The organism is Shewanella zhangzhouensis (assembly GCF_019457615.1).
Lineage (GTDB): Bacteria > Pseudomonadota > Gammaproteobacteria > Enterobacterales > Shewanellaceae > Shewanella > Shewanella zhangzhouensis.
The window spans coordinates 4,251,103-4,270,728 of the sequence record NZ_CP080414.1; the positions used below are offsets into that span (position 1 = coordinate 4,251,103).

The window sequence follows — 19,626 nt, forward strand, 5'->3', positions numbered from 1 at the left end:
CGCAGGCCTGCCGCTGAGCCCTTGCCAGATTAAAAAAATCCACGGCTTATCACCCACTCCAAGGCGCTCTTCACCTTATCCCGCCTGTGAGCAGACAAGAAAAAAGGACGCCGAAGCGTCCTTATCACACCGTCCCTGGCCGGCACTTTCACCGCCGCCCTGGCATCAGAACTGGTAGTGCAGTCCCAGGGAGATCTGGGAAATCTTCACGTTGTCGATTTCACCATTGTAGTATTCGTTGTCATACCAAAAACCACTGTCATCCAAATCACCACGGGTTTCATCGTAGCTCAGGCGCAGGTTCAGTTTTTCGGTCAGCGCAGCATTAACGCCCACACCCCAGGTCACGCCCCAGCCAGTGTAGTCGGCATCGAATGGGCCATAGTCGACCACCACCGCCATGGACGCCACACCCACTTTGGCAAAGGCAGAGAAGGTATCATTGAAGTGGTAAGTAAATTTTGGGGTAAAGGTCAGGGCGCCGGCACCGACATCCACACCCTCTTCGCCCAGATCGCCACTGGCAAACAGGTTGGCTTCCAAACCAAACCATTCGTTGAAGTTATAGCCGCCGTAAGCACCAAAACCTACGCCATCGGAAGAGCCGTCACCCTCACCGGAGGCCTTCACCTGATTGATGGCACCACCCACGTAAAAACCGGTTTTATCGGTTTCAGCCATGGCACCTGTGCTGGCGATGAGCGCGGCCAAGGCCGCCAGTTTCATTTTGTTCATTGGATTTCCTTTCACGACATTGCTGGAGTTATGCCGGAGAATATCGTCCAAGTCTGCTGAACAATTGCTGAATGTATCAATACGTTAAGAAAAATTTATTTCACAACCGTAAACCGGGTTAACCCAAGGTTTCCTGGCAGCACAACAGAACACGCCGAGGCCACATCCACTAACACAGACGTTACACCGGGTCCTGGTGAATAATAATTTCCGCCTCAGGAATGGCATTACGGATACGCGCCGAAGTCTTGTCCGATAAGCGGTGTGCCTCGCGAAGTGGCAAGTCGCCATCGAGTTCCAGATGCAACTGAATAAAGATGGTCTGACCGGCCTGACGGGTCTTGAGGTCGTGCACGCCTCTTACCCGGGAGTCCTCTTTGGCGAGGTTAACAATAGTGAGGCGCATATCTTCATCGAGTTCTCTGTCCAGCAATGCCTGAATTGAGCGATACCCCAACCCAAAGGCTTGCTGACCGATATAGAGTGCTATCAACACGGCGAACAGGCCATCGGCCCACCAGAGTCCGTATTGTGCCAGTACCAGCGCCAGCAGTACGGCACCGTTCAAAAACAAATCCGATTTATAGTGCAGCGAGTCGGCCTCCACCACAGTGCTGCCGGTTGCGGCCAACGCCTTTTTCTGCAGTGTCACCAGGGCGAGCGTGAGCACAATGGCAATGGCGGATACCCAAATACCCACGGTAGCATGCTCAAGTGGCGTCGGGCTCAGCAGCCGTTCGCCGCCATGAAACAGCAACAGAAAGGCAGACCCCATGATAAATGCCGACTGCGCCAGCGACGCCAGTGGTTCGGCCTTACCGTGGCCATGCCGATGCTCATCGTCTGCCGGCGTCAGCGCATAGCGGATTGCAATGAAATTCACGATGGAAGCCAGGGCATCGGCGAAGGAGTCGGTGAGGGATGCCAGCATACTGGCCGAGCCGGACCAAAGCCAGGCAAGCAGTTTTATCAGAATCAGTGTCAGGGCCGTTGCCACCGCCGCGCGGCTGGCAAGCTTAACCCAGAATGCATAATCTCTTTCAGCAGACATAAAAAGAACCACACAAGGCAGGTGGTTCTCTTATAACAAATTTTGTGCAGCTACGCCCGTTCTGGGTCAGGAAACGCGAGCCGGCGCAAGGCACCGGCCTGTCAGGGCAAGCTGTACCTTGGCTTAAAACGCTTCCTGGCGTTCTTTACGGCGCTCTTCCCGGTCGGCTTTGCGCTCGTCAAAACGGGCCTGAAACTTGGCTTTTTGCTCAGGGGTCAGCAACTGATACATCTGATGCTGCAGCTTCATGGCTTCCAGTGCGCGGGCTTCACCCTTGGCCTGACGCTCGGCAATCAGTGCCTTGGCCGCCGCTTCATCGAAGGTGGCAGCGCTCATCAGTGCTTTCATTTTTTCATGATGAGCCGTGCGGGCGGCATCATCTTTACCTTCTCGCTGGGCTTTGCGCTCGTCCTTGTGGGCTTTCATCAGCTCACGGAACTGCGTCTTTTGCTCATCGGTCAGATCCAGGCCACGGAACATATGGCGCATATTGTCCATCATGGGGCGACCTTCATGACCCCCTTCGTGGTGGGGATTGGCCATGGCAACACCACCGAGCAGCGCACTGCCGGCAACCAGCGCAATCAGACCACGTTTGATCATTAACTTGTTCATATATCACCTCATTGTGATTGGTGGGACTTGTGTGTTTCGACAGTTCCCAGTGTATTGTGGTCAATGTCAACGAGGGTGTCGGACGGGTAAAAAAGTGTAAAGATGAGCGCCGCCTGCTTCTTTACACAGACTTACAAAGGTAAAACACCCATTGACGTACGGCTGGTTATACTGGGAGTCCTGATCCCGGAGGTTAAATGAATCACTTGTTGCTTGTTGATGACGATCCAGGTTTGTCTGAGCTGTTAAAAGAATTGCTGGAGCTGGAAGGTTTTGTCCTCACTCTCGCCCACGATGGCGCCGAAGGACTCAGCAAGGCCGTCAGCAGCCACTTTGATCTCATTCTGCTGGATGTGATGCTGCCGAAATTGAATGGCTTTGAAGTGCTTAAGCAGCTACGTAACCACAAGCAAACGCCGGTGCTTATGCTTACCGCCCGCGGTGATGATATCGACCGGGTCGTGGGGCTTGAAATCGGCGCCGACGACTATCTGCCCAAGCCCTTCAACGACCGTGAATTGGTGGCCCGCATCCGCGCCATTTTGCGGCGGGCTCAGCCGGGCACGCCACAGAGTCATGTCCCGGAAGAGATACAACTTGGTGACCTGAAGTTGGACCCCAGCCGCCAGGAAGCCTGGTGCGCCCAGAGCCTTATCAACCTGACAGGTACCGAATTCGCCCTGCTGTTACAGCTGGCGTCCCAGGCGGGCGAGCTGGTGAGTAAAGAAACCCTGAGTGAAACCGTACTCGGCAAGCGCCTGATGCCCTTTGACCGCAGCCTCGATATGCACCTGTCGAACCTGCGCAAAAAGCTGCCCGAGCGCAGCGATGGTCGCCCCAGGGTAAAAACCATCCGCGGTAAGGGATACATCTGGCTGAAATGAACACCCACACCCTGCCCAATCGCCTCTTTATCAAACTGCTGCTCGGCTTCTGGCTGTGCAGCTCTGTGGTGCTGGTTGCCGTTGGCAGCCTGCCGCTGCTGCAGCAGCGGCAGGAATCCACCCCTATCCCCAAAGAGCTGCAACAGAGTCTGGATAAGATCGCCAAGGCGATTGAGCGGGAGCCCGAACTGATGGAGCCAGAGCGGATGCGGCGCTGGGAGCGTTCGCGTCACACCGATGGCAAGCCCATGCGGGTGTTTATCACCAATGAGGAAGGCCGTATTCTCGGGGAACGCCAACCCCGCTCCCTGCGTAAATTTATTTTGCTCGCCGAAGAAGCCGAGCGCCCCATCATGTACCAGTTCCGGGATGAAATGGTGTTTGGCCCCAAAGAGTTCCATGTCGACGGCAAGGAATACCGCCTCTATGGCCGGGTTCCAGGGCAACATCCCCGGCCACTGTTTTTGTTTTTTATCGAGCACAAACTGCTGACCCTGGGGCTGGCGGTGTTGGTCTCGGGTCTCCTGTGCGGCCTGCTGGCCTGGCACCTTGGCAGACCGCTTAAGATGCTCAAACAGAGCGCCGATGCCCTGGCCCGGGGCGACCTTGGCAGCCGGGTCGATAAAGCCACCCTGAATCGCCGCGACGAACTGGGCCAGCTCGGGCATGCCTTTAACGCCATGGCTGAAGCCATAGAGCAGCAGGTTAACAATCAGCAGCGGCTGATGGGGGACATCAGCCACGAGCTGCGCACCCCACTGACCCGGCTGCAACTGGCGCTGGCACTGGCACGAAAACGCGGTCAGGACAGCAATGAGCTTAGCCGTATTGCCCATGAGGCCGAGCAGCTCGATGCCCTGATAGCCGAGCTGCTGACACTCTCCCGGGTGACCATGGGCGCCACCGAAGCCAAAGTTGACTGCGAACTTGCCGAGACGCTCGGCCAGGTATTGGATGATGCGGAATTTGAAGCCAGCGAGTGTGGCAAACATCTGGCCATTGAGATGGACGACAACCTGCGCCTGAGCCACAGCCCCAAGTTGCTGGCGCGGGCGGTGGAAAATCTGCTGCGTAACGCCATCCGCTACGCCAAGCTGCAGGTCAGTCTCACGGTGGCAGACTCGTCAACTCAGGTCGAGATCCAAATCTGCGACGATGGCCCCGGCGTGGATGAAGTCGAACTCGAAGCCATCTTCCGTCCTTTTTATCGCACCGATAAGTCCCGCGAGCGAGAAAGCGGCGGCTGGGGGCTTGGCCTTGCCATTACCGCGGCGGCCATTGAAGCCCAGGGCGGCAGTATCAGCGCCCAAAACAGGCCAACCGGCGGCCTGTGCGTGACGATTCAATTACCGCGTTAGCAGCTTGCGAGAGGCTTTCCGCTAACTGTCGGTGCGCTTAAGGCTGCGGTAAATCAGGTTGCGGCTTACCCCAAGACGGCGAGCCGCTTCACTGATATTGCCGTCGCACTCAGAGAGCGTTGTCTGAATACGGCCATCAAGCCCGGCCTTAAGGCTCGGCTCAGAAGCTGATTGCACCTCTTGGCCCTGCATCAGTGTCCGCCTGTGGGCATCACTCAAGTGCGCCTCACTAAGTTCGCGCTCCCCTTCAGCCATCAGGCAGGCAACCTGCATCAGGTTATCCAGCTCCCGAAGGTTCCCCGGCCAGCCATAGGCCTCCAGCAATGCCAGTAACTTCGGGCACAGCCGCTGCTCATCCCCCGGCGGATTGACCCGATACTGGCGGTGAAGCTTGTGGATCAGCCGCGATTTATCTGCCCGTTGCCTCAATGGCGGCAGGCTGACCTGCAGACCGTTGAGGCGAAAATACAGGTCCTCACGAAAACGGCCATCACGTACCATGGCAGCCAAATCCATGTGGGTAGCCGCCACCACCTGAATGTCCACCCTGTGGCTTTTAAGGCCGCCCACAGGGGTCACTTCCCGCTCCTGCAGTACCCGCAACAACCGGCCCTGAGCCGCCAGCGGCAGCTCACCGATTTCATCCAGAAACAGAAAGCCGCCATCGGCCTGACGCACCTTGCCAAGGTGCCCCTGACGGGCTGCGCCGGTAAAGGCGCCGCCCTGATAACCAAAAAGCTCGGCCTCGATCAGCTCGGCGGGCAAGGCAGCACAGTTAACCGCCACCAGCTCACCATCGAGGCGACTGTCCTGATACAGCTGGCGCACGAAGTGCTCTTTACCCACCCCGGTTTCCCCCTGCACCAACAGCGGGATCTTGCGGCTAACGACCTTGCGCGCCTGCTGCCAGGCGGTTTCCAGCTGTGGGTCGTGGAATCGCAGCGGCTTGATACCGTGCAAACTGCTGGCCTTATTGGTTGGAATCGACAAGGCGCCCTCGCCAATGGCCGAGGTGGCCAAATGCAGCTCGCCGCGAAGGCACTGCGCCTGCTGTGCCTGCCAGTCATCCCCCAACAGCTCGCCCAGTTGCATACCGGGCGAGGCGCCGCCCAGATACTGGCGGGCCATGGGGTTAAGCCCAAGCAAACGGCCATCGTCATCGGCAATCAGAATGCCCTGCCAGCCGGAGCTCAGAAGCTGTCGACTGGCGGCCAAATCCACCCGAAAACGGCCACCGGGCAGCGCGCACAGAAGCGCAGTTTCCACCTGCTGCGCCAGGCTGGAGATAAGCAATAAGGTTTGCTGGTTATGCTTGAGCCGCTCGGAGGTGATGTCGAGGGCACCAATCAGCTCGCCGGACGGCGAAAAAATCGGGCTGGCGGTGCAGCTCATAAAACGGTGGGGGCGGCAAAAGTGTTGCTCACCCACCACTGAGAGGGCTTCTTTGGCCTTAAGCGCTGTGCCTATGGCATTGGTACCCTTGTGCTCTTCGAGCCAATTTACGCCGCAGTCCAGCGCCACGTTGGCGAGCCGGTCGGAGTAGCGCGACAGCCCCCAGTGGCGCAATACAAAACCCTCGGCGTCCGACAAAATCAGCCTGCTGTCGGTGTGGGCCATCAGACGGGTAAACAGCGGCAGGGCTTCGGATTCCACCAATGCGATAAGCTGACGGTGGCGCTCACAGCGCTCATCCAGTTCGACCCGGGAGAGCTTAAGTTCCCCGGGACGGGTTTCACTGAGACCGGCGCCTTCACTGCGACGCCAGGAGTCGGCAAGCCAGGGCTGTACGGCAGATTTCATCTGTGTGCTCCTGTGTTCCGTTTCGGCACAGTCACTTATAACAACTGTACCAAGGCGCAACAATACGACTTCGGTCGCCACGCCAATCCCTCGGCCGACCCGCTGCTGCGTATATTCGAAAATAAGATTTTCATCATACTGTTAGGCCGATTTGACGACAAGTTGAACAATTATGGCCCATCCTTTGCGATAGAGGTTGTTCACCGACGGGCCGATTGCACCGTCGGAACAATCACAACAACAAGACACTCTCAACAGCAAAAAAGGACAAGCAGATGATTTACAGCGCTCCGGGCACAGCGGGTGCCATCGCTTCATTCAAGGCCAGATACGACAACTTTATTGGCGGCAAGTGGGTGCCCCCCGTGGGTGGCGAGTACTTTGATAACGTCTCGCCTGTGGATGGCAAGGTGTTCTGTCAGGCAGCCCGTTCAGACTATCGCGACATCGAGCTCGCCCTTGATGCCGCCCATGCCGCCAAAGACAGCTGGGGCAAAACCTCGGTGACTGAGCGCAGCAATCTGCTTTTGAAAATCGCCGACCGGGTCGAGCAGCATCTGGAGCGTCTCGCCGTGGTGGAAACCTGGGAAAACGGCAAAGCGGTGCGCGAAACCCTGAACGCCGACCTGCCGCTGTTTGTTGACCACTTCCGCTATTTCGCCGGTTGTATCCGCGCCCAGGAAGGCAGCGCAGCAGACCTCGATGCCAATACCGTGAGCTACCACTTCCCCGAGCCTTTGGGCGTGGTCGGGCAAATCATTCCCTGGAACTTCCCACTGCTGATGGCGGCCTGGAAAATCGCCCCGGCGTTGGCGGCGGGTAACTGCGTCGTGCTCAAGCCTGCCGAACAAACACCGGCCTCCATCATGGTGCTTCTGGAAACCATCGAAGATCTGCTGCCCCCCGGCGTACTCAACGTGGTCAATGGATTTGGCGCCGAAGCAGGCGCTGCCCTCGCCACCAGCAAACGCATCGCCAAACTGGCCTTCACCGGCTCCACCGAAGTGGGCAACCATATCCTCAAGTGCGCCGCCGAAAACCTCATTCCCTCCACGGTGGAACTTGGGGGCAAGTCACCCAACATCTACTTTGCCGATGTGATGAGCCACGAAGACAACTACCTCGACAAGGCCATCGAGGGGATGTTGCTGGCCTTCTTCAACCAGGGCGAAGTGTGCACCTGCCCAAGCCGGGTATTGGTGCAGGAGTCCATCTACGATGCCTTTATCGAAAAGGTACTCGCCCGCGCCAAGACCATACGTCAGGGCAGCCCGCTGGATACTGACACCCAGGTGGGTGCACAGGCGTCCCGCGAGCAGTACGACAAGATCCTGGGCTATCTGGACATTGGCCGTGCCGAAGGCGCCAAGGTGTTGATGGGCGGCGAAATCAACCTGCAGGATGGCCCCGAAAAAGGCGGCTACTACATCCAGCCCACCATCCTCAAGGGCCACAACAAGATGCGGGTGTTCCAGGAAGAAATCTTTGGCCCCGTGGTTTCTGTTACCACCTTCAAGGACGAAGCTGAAGCACTGGCCATTGCCAACGACACCCAGTATGGCCTCGGTGCCGGTGTCTGGACCCGGGATATGAATCTCGCCCAGCGCATGGGCCGCGGCATTCAGGCCGGACGGGTGTGGATTAACTGCTACCACGCCTACCCTGCCCACGCCGCCTTTGGTGGCTATAAAAAGTCGGGAATTGGCCGCGAGACCCACAAGATGATGCTGTCGCACTACCAGAACACCAAAAACCTGCTGGTGAGCTTCGACACCAATCCGCTGGGCTTCTTCTAAACTTAACCAGCCCTCTCAAAACCCCGACCCCGGTCGGGGTTTTGTTTATGGGAGCCGCACGAGAGAAACATTTGGCAAAACTTAAGCGCCTTCTAAATTCGGGCACCTTTTGCTAGGTTAAAACTTTACGCCAAAAGGATGCAGGGACAGATGGCCAACCGTTTGGATTCACTCTTGGATGCCTGGCGCAGCGACCCGGATGCCGACTGGGTGCTGGCGGTGATTGCCTCGGTGGAAGGCAGCGCCTACCGAAAATCCGGGGCCATGATGCTGTTTCACCCCTCGGGGCCAAGCCTTGGCATGTTAAGCGGCGGTTGCCTTGAGGCTGACCTTCGCCGTCAGGCCCAAAAGGCGCTGGCGGGACACTGCGCCGTGCTCGGCCGTTACGATGCCAGAGACGAAACCGACGCCAGCTACCGCCTCGGCTGCGGCGGCCTGGTGGATATACTGCTGCTGCCGTTAACTGCGGCGAATCAGCAACTACAATTCGCCGCCATGGCAGAGGCGCTCGCCAGCGGCAACCCAGGCTTTTGGTGCCTCGAATTGCCGCAAAACCGCGCCCCTGCCGACAGTCTTCGCGCACACTTTTATCCGGAAGCCGACGCGCCTTTTCCTGCGGCCGATTTCAGCCGTCCCGGCCGCTTACTGCTCAATCCGCAAACCGACAACCATGGATCAGAACTTCTGGTCGTGCCGGTTCGCCCAAGGCCACATCTGGCCATCTTCGGTGGCGGCATGGATGCACGGCCACTGGCACAAATGGCGCGCCAGCTTGAGTGGCGCATCAGCGTTGTCGACCCGCGCACCAGCTATGCCCGCCCCTGCGACTTTGATGGCTGTGAGCTCATTAAAGCCCCAGCCGATGGGCTAACGTCTGACTTTCTTGCCAGCATTGATATGGCGGTGGTGATGCACCACAGCCTCGAACTCGATGCCGCTATTTTGCCCAAACTCAGTTCCTTGCCACTTCAGTATCTGGCGCTCCTTGGACCGCGCCACCGGGGCGAGAAACTGTTAAACACGGCAGGCATGGGCTGGGACGATTTTTGCTGTCCACCGGCAAGCCCAGCCGGAATCGATTTGGGCGGCGAGCTGCCCGCCGACATTGCCCTGTCGATACTCGCCGCCTGCCAGGCAAGCCTGCATGGCAAACCCAACTATCACAAACACAGCCATCACAAACACAGCAATGGAGGCCTTGGATGAAACTCTTGCCAGTGCTGTTGGCCGCAGGCGGCTCGCGCCGCTTCGAAGGGGTCAAGCTCGCCATGCCGCTGCCCGGCGGCACTACCCTGCTTGGCCGTAGCTTTAATGCGCTAAGCCAGGTGCGCAGTAGCTGCGACACCCAAATCCTGCCGGTGCAGGTATGCCTGGGTGGCCACGCCAAGGCACTGATGCCTCTGCTGCCTTCAGACACAGCCATTATCCCCTCGCCCGCTTGGCAGCTGGGGCTTGGCCACAGTATTGCCGCAGTCGCCAACGCGGCGCTCGGCACAGACGCCGATGCCTTGCTGCTGGCCCTTGCGGATCATGCGCTGCTGAGTGCAGAAGACTATGAGTCCCTTATTCAAAGCTGGCAGGAGTCGGGTAAAACCACTGCCTCCTGGTATCTGGATGCCCCCGGCGCACCGGCGATTTTCAACCGTGCCGACTTTGATGAGCTCACCCGCCTTTGTGGCGACAGAGGCGCCAAGGGGCTTTTGAAATCATTGCAAAAACAACAACAACTGGGATGGATGGCGCTGCCCGGCGCCAGCATAGATATAGACACCCGCGCCGATTTCGGGCGCTTTGTGAGCACAAGGAGCCAGTGAACCATGACTTCACTTAAGATCAACGGCCGTTTGTTTACTCTGGACGCCGACCCCAAAATGCCACTCTTATGGGCGCTTCGGGACCTGATGGGCTTAACCGGCACCAAATATGGCTGCGGCGCGGGGCTTTGCGGCGCCTGCACTGTGCATGTGGACGGCGAGCCAATGCGCGCCTGCCTCACCAGTATCCAAAGCCTGGAAGGCAAATCGGTGACCACCATCGAGGGCCTCGCTGACGACAAGCTCAAAGACAGTTGGCGCCGCCACAAGGTGCCCCAGTGCGGCTTTTGTCAGGCGGGCCAGTTGATGTCGGCAGCAGCGCTGGTGAGCAAACATCCTGCCCCCAGCGACAGCCAGATTGACGAGGCCATGGCAGGCAACCTTTGCCGCTGCGGCACCTACACCCGCATCCGCGCCGCCATCAAGGACTATCAGGGCAAGCAGGAGGCCAAGTCATGAGCAAGTTTACTGCCATTGAAAACTTCAGCCGCCGCGATGTGCTCAAACTCTTTGGTGCCTCGGGCGGTGCTCTGATGCTGGGGGCCTCAGGCCTCGGCTGGAGCCCCATGCTGGCGGCGCAAACCGCCGCCTTTGGCGAAGAGCAGCGCCTCAACCTCTTTATCGCTATCGGCGAAGACAACAGGGTGTACCTCACCTGCCACCGCTCGGAAATGGGTCAGGGCATTCGCACCGGCATTCCTCAGGTGCTGGCCGACGAGCTGGAAGCCGACTGGGACAAGGTGGTGGTGGTACAGGGCCTGGCCGACAAACGCTATGGCAGCCAGAACACCGACGGCAGCCGCAGTATCCGCAAGGGCTTCGACAAGATGCGCGAGATGGGCGCCATGGCAAGACACATGCTGGAGCAAGCCGCCGCCGAACGCTGGCAGGTGCCCGTGACTGAGGTCTACGCCAAGGCCCACGCCGTGCATCACAAAGGCAGCGACAAGCGCTTAAGCTACGGTGAGCTCGCCATGGCCGCCGCCAAGCTGCCGCTGCCGGATGCCAAAACTCTCACCCTCAAAACCCCTGACCAATTCACCCAAATCGGCAAGGGTCACACTATTGTCGATATGGACGATATGCTGGGTGGCCGTGCCATTTATGGCGCCGACAACCGTCCCGAAGGCTTGGTGTATGCGGTGATTGCCCGCCCGCCGGTGTTTGGCAGCGCGCTCGAGTCCATGGACGACAGCGCTGCCCGCAAGGTGGCAGGGGTGCTGGATATAGTCCCTCTTCCAATCCCCAAGGGCGCACCGGCGTTTCAGCCACTCGGCGGCGTTGCCGTGGTGGCCAGTAATACCTGGAGTGCGCTGGAAGGCAGAAAAGCCCTCAAACTCAGCTGGAGCAAAAGCGCCAACGACAGCCATAACAGCAAGGCATATCTCGATACCCTCAAACAAAGGGTGCTGGAGCCCGGTAAAGTCGCCCGCGAGCTTGGCAGCCAGCCTGCTAACTGGCCAGAGGACAAGATGGTCAGCGCCACTTACACAGTGCCCTATCTCGCCCATGCGCCTATGGAACCTCCGGCGGTGATTGCCAGCGTCGATAAAAATGGCTGCGAGCTGTGGGCCAGCAGTCAAACACCTCAAAGCACCCAGCAGAATGTGGCCGGTATGCTGGGTATCGATGAAGACAAGGTGAAGGTAAACGTCACCCTGCTCGGCGGCGGTTTCGGCCGCAAATCCAAGCCGGATTTCAGCGTCGAAGCGGCGTTTATTTCCAGCAAAATAAACAAGCCGGTGCTGGTGCAATGGAGCCGTGAAGATGAGCTGAGAAACGGCTACCTGCACGCCATCAGCGCCCAGTACTACCAGGCCTGTATTGACGATAAAGGCAAGGTGCAGGCGATATTGTCGCGCACCGCCTTCCCCTCCATCGGCAGCACCTTTGACAGTGCTGTGGATACTCCGCAGCCGTTCGAGCTGGACCTGGGTTTTACCGATATCCCCTGGGATATCAGTGCCGTGCGCTGCGAAGCCGTCAAGGCTGAAACCCACACCCGCATCGGCTGGTTAAGGTCGGTGAGCAACATTCAACACGGCTTTGGGGTGGGCAGCTTTGTGGACGAGCTCGCCATTGCCAATGGAAAATCCTGCACCGCCCAGTGGCGGGAACTGCTCGGCATAGCGCGGGTTGAAAACTTTGCCAATCAAGGCTTTGAATATGGCAACTATGGTGAAGATCAGAGTCGTCATCCGGTGGATGTGGGCCGCTACCTTAAGCTGATTGACCGCGCCGAAGCGCTTATGGCACAAAAACCAGCGGGTAAAAACGAAGGCTGGGGCTTTGCCATTCACCGCAGCTTTGTTGCCTATGCCGCCGTGGCCATCAAGGTGCGGCTCGAAGGTGACAAGCTCACTGTGGTGGACGCCATCGCGCTGATGGATGCCGGTACTGTGGTCAACCCGGACCGGGTGGCCGCGCAGATGGAAGGCGCGGTGATGTTTGGCTTAAGCCTTGCGCTCTTTGGCGAAATCGATTTCGACCAGGGCGCCGTGACCCAATCAAACTTCCACGACTACCCGCTGCTCAGGCTGCCACACTGCCCGCCGATTGCGACTGAGATCATCGCCTCCAGCGCAGTACCCGGCGGTGTGGGGGAACCTGGCGTGCCGCCTGTGGCCCCGGCCCTTGCCAATGCCATAGTAGCCGCTGGCGGGGCGCGTTACCGCGATCTGCCGCTGTCGAAGCACCTTAAAATCTGATGATGTTCAAGGTATTGGCAGCTTGATGATAAGTTGCCAACGGCACAAAAAGATGAGGCGGAGAAGTGATTATCACTTTTCCGCCTCTGTTATTTGCCTGCTTGGCGAGATTACTTTTGGGTGCGATTACGGATGCTTTCAGTCAGTGCATCCGTCTCGGCCTGACGCTCGGCGCGGCACTTGGCAATATCATCGGGATGGCCATTTTTACAGGGATCAGCCCCGGCAATGGCCCGCGGAAGATTCAGGGCGACTTCGGCAGGTGATGCCTTGCCATCTCTTTCATCTTCATAACTTTTTGGCAAGTCGACCCAATCCGAAGACGAGCATCCTTGCAGCAGTACGACCAGAATAAACAGTGGCGCTTTCATTATTAAAATCCATTCTAATGATTGATTAATCCGAGTTTTGCTATACTCGTCGCTCTTTTGGACTGCCGCAACCGCTTTATGTTCCACATCGCCCTCTATGAACCCGAAATCGCCCCCAACACGGGCAATATTATTCGCCTGTGCGCCAACAATGGCTGCGAACTGCACCTGATTGAACCTTTGGGGTTTGATTTGGAAGAGAAAAAGTTGCGCCGTGCCGGGCTGGATTACAGTGATATGACCCGTGTAACCCGCCATAAGGACTTCCCGAGCTTCCTTGAAGCCATGGCCGGGCGGCGCATTCTGGCCTGCACAACCAAGGGCAGCCGCCCCCACTCAGAGCTGACTTACCAGGCCGGTGATGTGCTCTTGTTTGGCCCCGAGAGCCGTGGTCTGCCCATGGACATTATCAACTCGGTACCCACAGAGCAGCGTCTGCGCATTCCCATGGTGGAGTCGAGCCGCAGCCTGAACCTGTCCAATGCCGTGGCCATTATCAGCTACGAAGCCTGGCGTCAGCAGGGTTTTGGCGGTGCCCGTTAATCCACCTCAGTTAACCTGACGGCCTTCACTCGTGGTTAAGGCCGGTAACGGCTGTAAGGATAACCCGCGGTAGAGCATGTACTGCTCAATATCATCGTCGAGAAATCGGGCTTGTTGCAGCCACTGCCAACCCTGGTCTTTTGGTTCAAACAACAGCTGGATCAGGGCAGGACGCTCATTAACCATCCCTTCACCCAGCAGTGAGTAGCCGCCGCCGCGACGATAAAGACTGAACTCCTGCCCCTTGTCTTCGGTAACACCATTGAAGTAAGTCAGCAGGACTCTGTCTCCCTGACGGCGAAACCACCAGGTTTCGCTGTTGGAAAATCGTGCCCCACGGCTGACGCTGAAGATAAGCTGCTGGCGATCGGCGCTGCATATGGCCTGGGTGGTTAACGGCTTTGGCACCTCACCGGGACGGGCACCCGTGCCCTGCCACTGTCCGGCAAGGCTGGCGCACCAATCGGCAAAGGGCATCTCTGCCGCGGCCAGCGGCAGCAACGCAGACAAGCCAAGGAGAACAGAGTTAAAAGAGTTCGATATCGTCTTTGCGGTAAAGATGTTCATCCCGATACAGCGCCAAGGCTTCATGAAGTGGCATACCCTGGAGCACAAGATCGAACATTTTACGTTCACATTCAAGGGAGTATGTGGATTTAATCTGTTTTTGTACCCGTAGCCATTCCTCACCCTGCAATCGTTTTTTATCGTCACAGAGCAGATCCTCCGTGAGAGCAAGCCCGGTCACCACATGCTGCAGCCGCTGGGACAGGCGGTCGTAAAATTGGAAGGCCACCACACCCTTGTCGATTTCGGTTTCGAGCATAATGCCGTGCTTGATAATGTCTTTTGGCGTATCGGGTTGATTGGCCAGATAAAGATTTACCTGCCGCAAGTGCGACGCCATGTCGGTAAACTGTTGTCCCAAACCGGTGACATTGTATTCCCCGTCCGTGAGGGTCAGTTCTATCTGGGCCATGGAAAGCAGTAACAATTTGACCGTTTCCTGCACATGCAACCAGTCGTCCTCTCCCAGCAAGGCCGCCTCCAGGCTTTCCATAGACAGCGAATCTTCATCTTGGGCATGTTCTTGATTTTTCATGGCCTTATTCCATTCCCTCTTGGTCTGGACTGAATTCCGGCCGCATTCTGGCTGCAGCCGCCATCTCGAAATTAAGTGTAGAACAGATAACCGTCTTCGCTTCACCACGCTGAAAATGAAAAGGGCCTGCAACAGCAGGCCCTTTTTCTTTGTAGGGATTCGGTGTTAGCCGCCGAACCCTACATCCTTGATATTCACCTGGGTGACTTCACCGTATTTGACAGCGATGGGAGCCACCTTGGCGGCATTGCCAATCAGCACAAACTGCAGCTTGTCTTTGGGGAAGTAGGTGTTGATCAGTCGCTGGGTTTCTTCCAGGGTCAGGCTGTCGACTTTACGCTCGAAGTCATTGATATAGCTGTTATCAAAGCCATAGAGGTACATATCTGACAAAAGCCCGGCCAGCTGGCCGCTGGTTTCAAACTTAGGCGGGAACTGCCCCTTCACATAGGCCTTCGCCGAATCCAGCGTTGCCTGATCGATCCCCTGCTCCCACAGACGGGCGTAGGTTTTCAGCGCGAGGTCGATGGCCGCTTCCGTGGTGTCGGTTTTGGTGAAAGTGCTTATCTGAAACAGACCACTGTCGCGGTAAGAGGCAAAGCCGGAGCGGGCACCATAGGTCAGACCGGCATTCACACGCAGCTCGTCATTGAGCCAGGAGGTAAAGCGGCCACCCAGAATGGTGTTCACCACGGTTAAGCCCACAGCGTCCGGGTTGTCTTCAGAAATACCCATACCACCAATCAGGAAGGTGGTTTCCATGGCGTCTGGCTTGTCCACCAAGAGCACCCGGCTCTTTTCCAGCACCGGCAGACCTTGTTTCAAGGATTGCTGCTGGGGAGCTGCATCTGAGCGCCATTCACCAAAGGTGCGCTTCAGCTGCGCCTTCATGTCGGCCACATCAAAATCACCCACCACGGAAATGGAGGTATTACCGGGCTGATAGAAACCGGTATAGAAGGCACGAATCTGTGGCAGGGTAAGGGCGGCGACAGACTCACTGTTGCCCCCACTGGCGTTGCCGTAGGGATGCTCACCGTATACCAATTTGCCGAAGTAGTTACCTACCACGGCTCTTGGGCTTTCCTTGGCCTGAATCAGCCCCCCCACTTCACGCTGCTTGAGCTTGTCGAATTCGGTGGCATCGAAGTCGGGGCGCAGCAGCACATCGGCAAACAGCGGCAGCATGGTGTCCAGATCCTTGGCCATGAATTTGGCACTGATATAGCTGCCTTCCTTACCGGCTTCGGCACTTAAACTGGCGCCCAGAAAATCCACCTGGTTTTCGATATCACGCTTGGACTTGCCGGCGCTGCCAAGCATCAGGCCTTCGGCCGTCAAAGCAGAGATACCGGCACTGGTGTCGTTCACCGCTCCGGCACGTACCACGGCGTTTACTGTAATCAGCGGCACTTCTTTTTGCTGCATCAAAAACACCGTCAGCCCGTTATCCAGAGTCACCTTTTCATAGGAGGGCAACTGAAAGGCGGCGGCAGCGGGTTCCTGAGTACGCTTAACGTCCTGGGTAGCGGCGCAGCCGGCCAGGGCGAGCGCTGCCACAATCAACAGAGGTTTATATTGCATCATTTGTCCATTTCCTCCTCGGCAGACAGCACGGCAACGCTGCGGTTGGCCCGTTTCAGATAGGTTTGCGCCACGCGCTGAATGTCGGCGGTGCTGACCTTGTTGTAGGCCTCGGGGGCATTGAACAACTTATCAAAGCTGCCAAAGAAGAGTTCGTAGGTACCCAGGGTATTGGCTTTACCGTTAATGGTTTCCATGGTGCGGTAAAAGTCCATCAGCTTGATATTTTTGATTTTTTCAAGCTCTTGTTCGGTTACACCCTCGGCGGCGATGCGATTGGTTTGGGCAATCAGCTCCTGCTCCAGCGCATCTGCCTTCACCCCGGGTGCGCCCACGGCGTAGAGGTAAAAGAGGTTGGGGTCGAACGACATCGGGAAATAAGTATCGGCTTCCAACGCCAACTGGCTGTCGACCATGGATTGATACAGGCGCGAGCTGTTGCCGGCACTCAAAATGCCCGCCAGCAGTTCCAGGGCATAGTAGTCTTCATGGGAGGTAGCCGGAACATGGTAAGCCATCATCACATTGGGCGTGCTGGCAGAAGGCTTGTGAATAAAGGTTCTGCGCTCACCCTTTTGCAGCGGCTCCACGGTTTTCACTTCGCGGGGCGGCGCCTGGGCAGGAATTGGGGCGAAATACTTGTTTGCCAGAGATTTTACCTCAGCCAGTTTCACATCACCGGCAATCACCACCACGGCATTGTTGGGGGCATAGTAAGTCTTGTGATACTGCACCAGGTCGTCCAGCGTCCAGGCGGCAATATCTGACTCGTGGCCAATCACGGGCCAGCTGTAGGGATGGGCACGGAAAGCCACACCTTTAAGCTCTTCCATCAGGGCTCGGATGTTGGAGTTTTCAAGACCGGTGCTGCGCTCAGAAGTCACCACGCCGCGCTCGCTCTCAACCATGTCGGCATTGATGTCCAGGTCGGCGATGCGGTCGGCTTCCAGGTCGAAAATGGTTTCAAGACCGGAAGCTGGGAACCAGTCGGTGTACACGGTCAGGTTTTCGGTGGTGTAGGCGTTGTTGGCGCCACCGGCGGCTTCCATGGTGCGGTCAAACATCTTGGGACCGTACTTTTTCGAGCCGTTAAACATCATGTGCTCGAAGAAGTGGGAGATACCGGTAAGACCCGGGGCTTCGTTGCGCGAGCCCACTTTCCAGAACAGATACATGTTGGCATTGGGGATGGAAGCATCTTCCAGCACCATGATTTTCATGCCGTTATCCAGAGTAAAACTCTTGATATCGGCGGCAGTGGTGGCCTGGCTCATCATGGGGGCCATTGCCAGCCCCATTGCCAGAGCCAGGGCTGATAGCGTTCGCTTCATCTCGCTTCCTGCTCCAAGTGGTTAAATGGTGTATTACTTTGGTTAATCCGCCATTTAAAAGCAATTTCCCCAACGCCAGCAAGGGAGGACAGAAAGATTGAGGTTTAAAAATTGTAAATGAAAGTGATACCGGCTGACTGACGCTATCCTGACAATGCCGCAGGCTCGCCTACTGTCACGGCAAAACGCAGGGCCCTGTCAGTTTGAAGTGCGTAAAAACACCACGTCTTTATCGACTATCTCCAGTGTCCAGCCGCGCTCGGCCGCTATCCAGGCGAAGGTTTCATCGGAGTAGAAATTGATATGAGTGGGGTCGTTTTTATAGTGCCAGCGGCTAAAGGCTTCGGCCGAGAGTACCCGCTTGGTCATGATGGCGAGCAGCGCACCCGGTGCCAACAGGTTTGAAAGCTCATCCAGCAAGGCGCGGGCATCGGCCACGTGCTCAATGACTTCGGTGAGGGTCACACATTGATACCGGGCTGCCAGAACGGCGCGGTCAGGGAAGTAATAGAGATCGTACGCGGCAAACTCAAACCCTTGCTCACCGGCCATTTTGGCGAGCAGGGCACCAGCGCCGCAGCCATAATCCAGGCCTTTGTCGCCGGGGGTAAGACGTGGCAACAAGGGGGTGAGGGTGCGGCTTAAAAAGCTGCGATAACCCGGGCTGTCTTCACCATTGTCGTGTTTGTCGTACTCGGCCTTTTCCTCTTCAGCGCTTAAATGAAAAGGCGCAGGCACCTGCACCAGGGCACAGCAGCGGCAGCGGTAATAGGGGCGACGGCGGTCTTCGGCAAACAGATACAAGTCGTTGCCACCACACAGGGAACAGGAAAAACTCATGGTTTGGGGATCTTGCGCTCTTTCTTGGCCGCTTCTTTGGCTTCCCGAAGGTATTTTTGCTCGCGAGTTTCACGTTCATCGAACTGGGCTGCGGCCTTCTCCCGCTGGCTATCTTCCCACTCACCCTGTTGCTGACGCTTAAGCACATCGGCCTCACGGCTTGAAGTCTCGGACGCGGCGGCGCGGGCCTTTTCCAGTTGCTCGGCCTCGGTTTTCTGCGCCTGTTCGCGGGCCTTATCGGCCTTCATCACCAACCGGGGTTTGCTATCGTCGGCGGCCTGCAGTGGGGCTGCCAGGGCAGTGGCTACCCAGAGGGCAAGCGGCAGTTTTGATAATGTCATACACATCCTTCCCTTGGAGTTTCGCGCAGCTTATTGTCCGGCCAGCAGGCGGTGAGCGCAACTAAAAAGAGGCTTTCACCGAGTAGTGACGCGTAAAACACTCATCTGTCAGTTTCGCTTTCAGAGTCAGCCAAATACCTTTGCCGCACCGCCTCCGGCATGGCCTCAAGGCGCCTGCTTATCATGGCATCAAAACACTGAAGCATTGGGCCGGTATCCAGTTCGGGTTCCAGGCATTCCAATGCACAGGCCGCTGCTTCCAGGGTGGACAGACTGTCACTGCGACTGGCTTTACGGATCCGATACGCCGATGGCGTATCCGGCGTGAAAGACAACTTGGGTAACCCATGCAGCCAGGGGTTGAGGTGATACATTTTCAACGCCTTGCGCCAGGTACCATCCAAGAGCAACAGCACTCTGGAGTCCGGCTGGCCGCCAGTCGATGAAGGACTGAATTCCTCTCCTTCATCCGCCGGATATACCAAGACAGGCGCTAAATTCTCCACTTCAAGCTGTTGTCGCAGCGCTGCAAAATCCGCCTCAGACTCGCCAACAAATATCCTGGCGGTGTCTAGGATAAGCGGCAGCAGTCGAGCGCTGTTTTTCCCATGCTCCACTTCCGATGGATGCTTCAGCACCCAAACCCGGGTACGGGCAGCAACCGGCGAGATGGCATCGCACACACAGACTCTAAGCGGAAAATGGCAATTTACACAAAAATCCCGGGACACCCTGAACACCCATGGCTACACA

At 57.3% G+C, this 19,626-nt stretch carries 20 protein-coding genes; 8 read left to right on the top strand and 12 right to left on the bottom strand.

The window, feature by feature from the left end; all coding sequences use genetic code 11:
* Positions 1–165: 165 nt before the first annotated feature.
* The 3 genes from K0H63_RS18745 to K0H63_RS18755 all read right to left on the bottom strand — a co-directional run bounded on the left by K0H63_RS18745 (position 166) and on the right by K0H63_RS18755 (position 2,401).
* Complete coding sequence (locus tag K0H63_RS18745) at positions 166–735, bottom strand: porin family protein (RefSeq protein ID WP_220065991.1); 570 nt, start codon at positions 733–735, stop codon at positions 166–168.
* 181 nt (positions 736–916) lie between these two features.
* Positions 917–1,786, bottom strand: coding sequence for a cation efflux pump FieF (fieF, locus tag K0H63_RS18750; RefSeq protein WP_220065992.1), 870 nt, complete (start codon positions 1,784–1,786; stop codon positions 917–919).
* A gap of 123 nt (positions 1,787–1,909) precedes the next feature.
* The gene (locus K0H63_RS18755; RefSeq protein WP_220065993.1) at positions 1,910–2,401 is read right to left on the bottom strand and encodes a Spy/CpxP family protein refolding chaperone; all 492 of its coding nucleotides are present in this window, start codon (positions 2,399–2,401) and stop codon (positions 1,910–1,912) included.
* A gap of 197 nt (positions 2,402–2,598) precedes the next feature.
* Between K0H63_RS18755 and K0H63_RS18760 the strand changes: the two genes are divergently transcribed.
* Together K0H63_RS18760 and K0H63_RS18765 are read left to right on the top strand one after the other, a co-directional pair.
* Positions 2,599–3,285 carry a response regulator gene (locus K0H63_RS18760; protein ID WP_220065994.1) on the top strand — a complete coding sequence of 229 codons (687 nt, stop codon included), beginning with the start codon at positions 2,599–2,601 and terminating at the stop codon, positions 3,283–3,285.
* Positions 3,282–4,643: an ATP-binding protein gene (locus tag K0H63_RS18765; protein ID WP_220065995.1), complete on the top strand. Its 1,362-nt coding sequence runs from the start codon at positions 3,282–3,284 to the stop codon at positions 4,641–4,643. The genes K0H63_RS18760 and K0H63_RS18765 overlap by 4 nt, the downstream gene beginning before the upstream one ends.
* Positions 4,644–4,664: 21 nt before the next feature.
* Here K0H63_RS18765 and K0H63_RS18770 read toward each other — a convergent pair whose 3' ends face one another.
* Complete coding sequence (locus K0H63_RS18770) at positions 4,665–6,443, bottom strand: sigma-54-dependent Fis family transcriptional regulator (protein WP_220065996.1); 1,779 nt, start codon at positions 6,441–6,443, stop codon at positions 4,665–4,667.
* A gap of 275 nt (positions 6,444–6,718) precedes the next feature.
* Here K0H63_RS18770 and exaC point away from each other — a divergent pair, with 275 nt between their 5' ends.
* The 5 genes from exaC to K0H63_RS18795 all read left to right on the top strand — a co-directional run bounded on the left by exaC (position 6,719) and on the right by K0H63_RS18795 (position 12,761).
* On the top strand, positions 6,719–8,239 hold the full coding sequence (exaC, locus tag K0H63_RS18775) for an acetaldehyde dehydrogenase ExaC (RefSeq protein WP_220065997.1): 1,521 nt from the start codon (positions 6,719–6,721) through the stop codon (positions 8,237–8,239).
* Between the two features lie 150 nt (positions 8,240–8,389).
* Positions 8,390–9,445 carry an XdhC family protein gene (locus K0H63_RS18780; RefSeq protein WP_220065998.1) on the top strand — a complete coding sequence of 352 codons (1,056 nt, stop codon included), beginning with the start codon at positions 8,390–8,392 and terminating at the stop codon, positions 9,443–9,445.
* Positions 9,442–10,053: a nucleotidyltransferase family protein gene (locus tag K0H63_RS18785; RefSeq protein WP_220065999.1), complete on the top strand. Its 612-nt coding sequence runs from the start codon at positions 9,442–9,444 to the stop codon at positions 10,051–10,053. The genes K0H63_RS18780 and K0H63_RS18785 overlap by 4 nt, the downstream gene beginning before the upstream one ends.
* Positions 10,054–10,056: 3 nt before the next feature.
* Complete coding sequence (locus K0H63_RS18790) at positions 10,057–10,512, top strand: (2Fe-2S)-binding protein (protein ID WP_220066000.1); 456 nt, start codon at positions 10,057–10,059, stop codon at positions 10,510–10,512.
* Positions 10,509–12,761, top strand: a complete 2,253-nt coding sequence (locus K0H63_RS18795) for a xanthine dehydrogenase family protein molybdopterin-binding subunit (RefSeq protein ID WP_220066001.1) — start codon at positions 10,509–10,511, stop codon at positions 12,759–12,761. Before K0H63_RS18790 ends, K0H63_RS18795 begins: the two co-directional genes overlap by 4 nt.
* A gap of 110 nt (positions 12,762–12,871) precedes the next feature.
* Here the strand turns inward: K0H63_RS18795 and K0H63_RS18800 are convergent, their stop codons facing one another.
* Entirely contained in the window at positions 12,872–13,132 is a 261-nt protein-coding gene (locus tag K0H63_RS18800; protein ID WP_220066002.1) for a hypothetical protein, read from the bottom strand.
* 78 nt (positions 13,133–13,210) lie between these two features.
* Here K0H63_RS18800 and trmL point away from each other — a divergent pair, with 78 nt between their 5' ends.
* Positions 13,211–13,675 (top strand): tRNA (uridine(34)/cytosine(34)/5-carboxymethylaminomethyluridine(34)-2'-O)-methyltransferase TrmL, encoded by a 465-nt coding sequence (trmL, locus tag K0H63_RS18805; RefSeq protein WP_220066003.1) that lies wholly within the window; start codon positions 13,211–13,213, stop codon positions 13,673–13,675.
* A 6-nt stretch (positions 13,676–13,681) separates the two neighbouring features.
* Here trmL and K0H63_RS18810 read toward each other — a convergent pair whose 3' ends face one another.
* From K0H63_RS18810 to K0H63_RS18840, 7 genes are all read right to left on the bottom strand, one after another.
* Complete coding sequence (locus tag K0H63_RS18810; protein ID WP_220066004.1) at positions 13,682–14,242, bottom strand: hypothetical protein; 561 nt, start codon at positions 14,240–14,242, stop codon at positions 13,682–13,684.
* The gene (locus K0H63_RS18815; protein WP_220066005.1) at positions 14,202–14,777 is read right to left on the bottom strand and encodes a hypothetical protein; all 576 of its coding nucleotides are present in this window, start codon (positions 14,775–14,777) and stop codon (positions 14,202–14,204) included. The genes K0H63_RS18810 and K0H63_RS18815 overlap by 41 nt, the downstream gene beginning before the upstream one ends.
* A gap of 165 nt (positions 14,778–14,942) precedes the next feature.
* Positions 14,943–16,364 (bottom strand): M16 family metallopeptidase, encoded by a 1,422-nt coding sequence (locus K0H63_RS18820; protein WP_220066006.1) that lies wholly within the window; start codon positions 16,362–16,364, stop codon positions 14,943–14,945.
* On the bottom strand, positions 16,361–17,692 hold the full coding sequence (locus tag K0H63_RS18825; protein WP_220066007.1) for a M16 family metallopeptidase: 1,332 nt from the start codon (positions 17,690–17,692) through the stop codon (positions 16,361–16,363). Before K0H63_RS18825 ends, K0H63_RS18820 begins: the two co-directional genes overlap by 4 nt.
* 198 nt (positions 17,693–17,890) lie before the next feature.
* A complete protein-coding gene (locus K0H63_RS18830; protein ID WP_220066008.1) occupies positions 17,891–18,532 on the bottom strand; it encodes a class I SAM-dependent methyltransferase in 642 nt (213 codons plus the stop codon).
* Complete coding sequence (locus tag K0H63_RS18835; protein ID WP_434086736.1) at positions 18,529–18,873, bottom strand: hypothetical protein; 345 nt, start codon at positions 18,871–18,873, stop codon at positions 18,529–18,531. The genes K0H63_RS18830 and K0H63_RS18835 overlap by 4 nt, the downstream gene beginning before the upstream one ends.
* Positions 18,874–18,974: 101 nt before the next feature.
* A complete protein-coding gene (locus tag K0H63_RS18840) occupies positions 18,975–19,556 on the bottom strand; it encodes a tRNA-uridine aminocarboxypropyltransferase (protein ID WP_258405615.1) in 582 nt (193 codons plus the stop codon).
* Positions 19,557–19,626 lie beyond the last annotated feature (70 nt).

Bases quoted from the DNA above. Each gene is read 5' to 3' on its own strand.
- fieF (WP_220065992.1), bottom strand. From the start codon at position 1,786: ATGTCTGCTGAAAGAGATTATGCATTCTGGGTTAAGCTTGCCAGCCGC.
- exaC (WP_220065997.1), top strand. From the start codon at position 6,719: ATGATTTACAGCGCTCCGGGCACAGCGGGTGCCATCGCTTCATTCAAG.
- K0H63_RS18800 (WP_220066002.1), bottom strand. From the start codon at position 13,132: ATGAAAGCGCCACTGTTTATTCTGGTCGTACTGCTGCAAGGATGCTCG.
- K0H63_RS18755 (WP_220065993.1), bottom strand. From the start codon at position 2,401: ATGAACAAGTTAATGATCAAACGTGGTCTGATTGCGCTGGTTGCCGGC.
- K0H63_RS18835 (WP_434086736.1), bottom strand. From the start codon at position 18,873: ATGACATTATCAAAACTGCCGCTTGCCCTCTGGGTAGCCACTGCCCTG.
- trmL (WP_220066003.1), top strand. From the start codon at position 13,211: ATGTTCCACATCGCCCTCTATGAACCCGAAATCGCCCCCAACACGGGC.
- K0H63_RS18760 (WP_220065994.1), top strand. From the start codon at position 2,599: ATGAATCACTTGTTGCTTGTTGATGACGATCCAGGTTTGTCTGAGCTG.
- K0H63_RS18765 (WP_220065995.1), top strand. From the start codon at position 3,282: ATGAACACCCACACCCTGCCCAATCGCCTCTTTATCAAACTGCTGCTC.
- K0H63_RS18790 (WP_220066000.1), top strand. From the start codon at position 10,057: ATGACTTCACTTAAGATCAACGGCCGTTTGTTTACTCTGGACGCCGAC.
- K0H63_RS18820 (WP_220066006.1), bottom strand. From the start codon at position 16,364: ATGATGCAATATAAACCTCTGTTGATTGTGGCAGCGCTCGCCCTGGCC.
- K0H63_RS18785 (WP_220065999.1), top strand. From the start codon at position 9,442: ATGAAACTCTTGCCAGTGCTGTTGGCCGCAGGCGGCTCGCGCCGCTTC.
- K0H63_RS18795 (WP_220066001.1), top strand. From the start codon at position 10,509: ATGAGCAAGTTTACTGCCATTGAAAACTTCAGCCGCCGCGATGTGCTC.
- K0H63_RS18770 (WP_220065996.1), bottom strand. From the start codon at position 6,443: ATGAAATCTGCCGTACAGCCCTGGCTTGCCGACTCCTGGCGTCGCAGT.
- K0H63_RS18810 (WP_220066004.1), bottom strand. From the start codon at position 14,242: ATGAACATCTTTACCGCAAAGACGATATCGAACTCTTTTAACTCTGTT.
- K0H63_RS18780 (WP_220065998.1), top strand. From the start codon at position 8,390: ATGGCCAACCGTTTGGATTCACTCTTGGATGCCTGGCGCAGCGACCCG.
- K0H63_RS18830 (WP_220066008.1), bottom strand. From the start codon at position 18,532: ATGAGTTTTTCCTGTTCCCTGTGTGGTGGCAACGACTTGTATCTGTTT.
- K0H63_RS18815 (WP_220066005.1), bottom strand. From the start codon at position 14,777: ATGAAAAATCAAGAACATGCCCAAGATGAAGATTCGCTGTCTATGGAA.
- K0H63_RS18745 (WP_220065991.1), bottom strand. From the start codon at position 735: ATGAACAAAATGAAACTGGCGGCCTTGGCCGCGCTCATCGCCAGCACA.
- K0H63_RS18825 (WP_220066007.1), bottom strand. From the start codon at position 17,692: ATGAAGCGAACGCTATCAGCCCTGGCTCTGGCAATGGGGCTGGCAATG.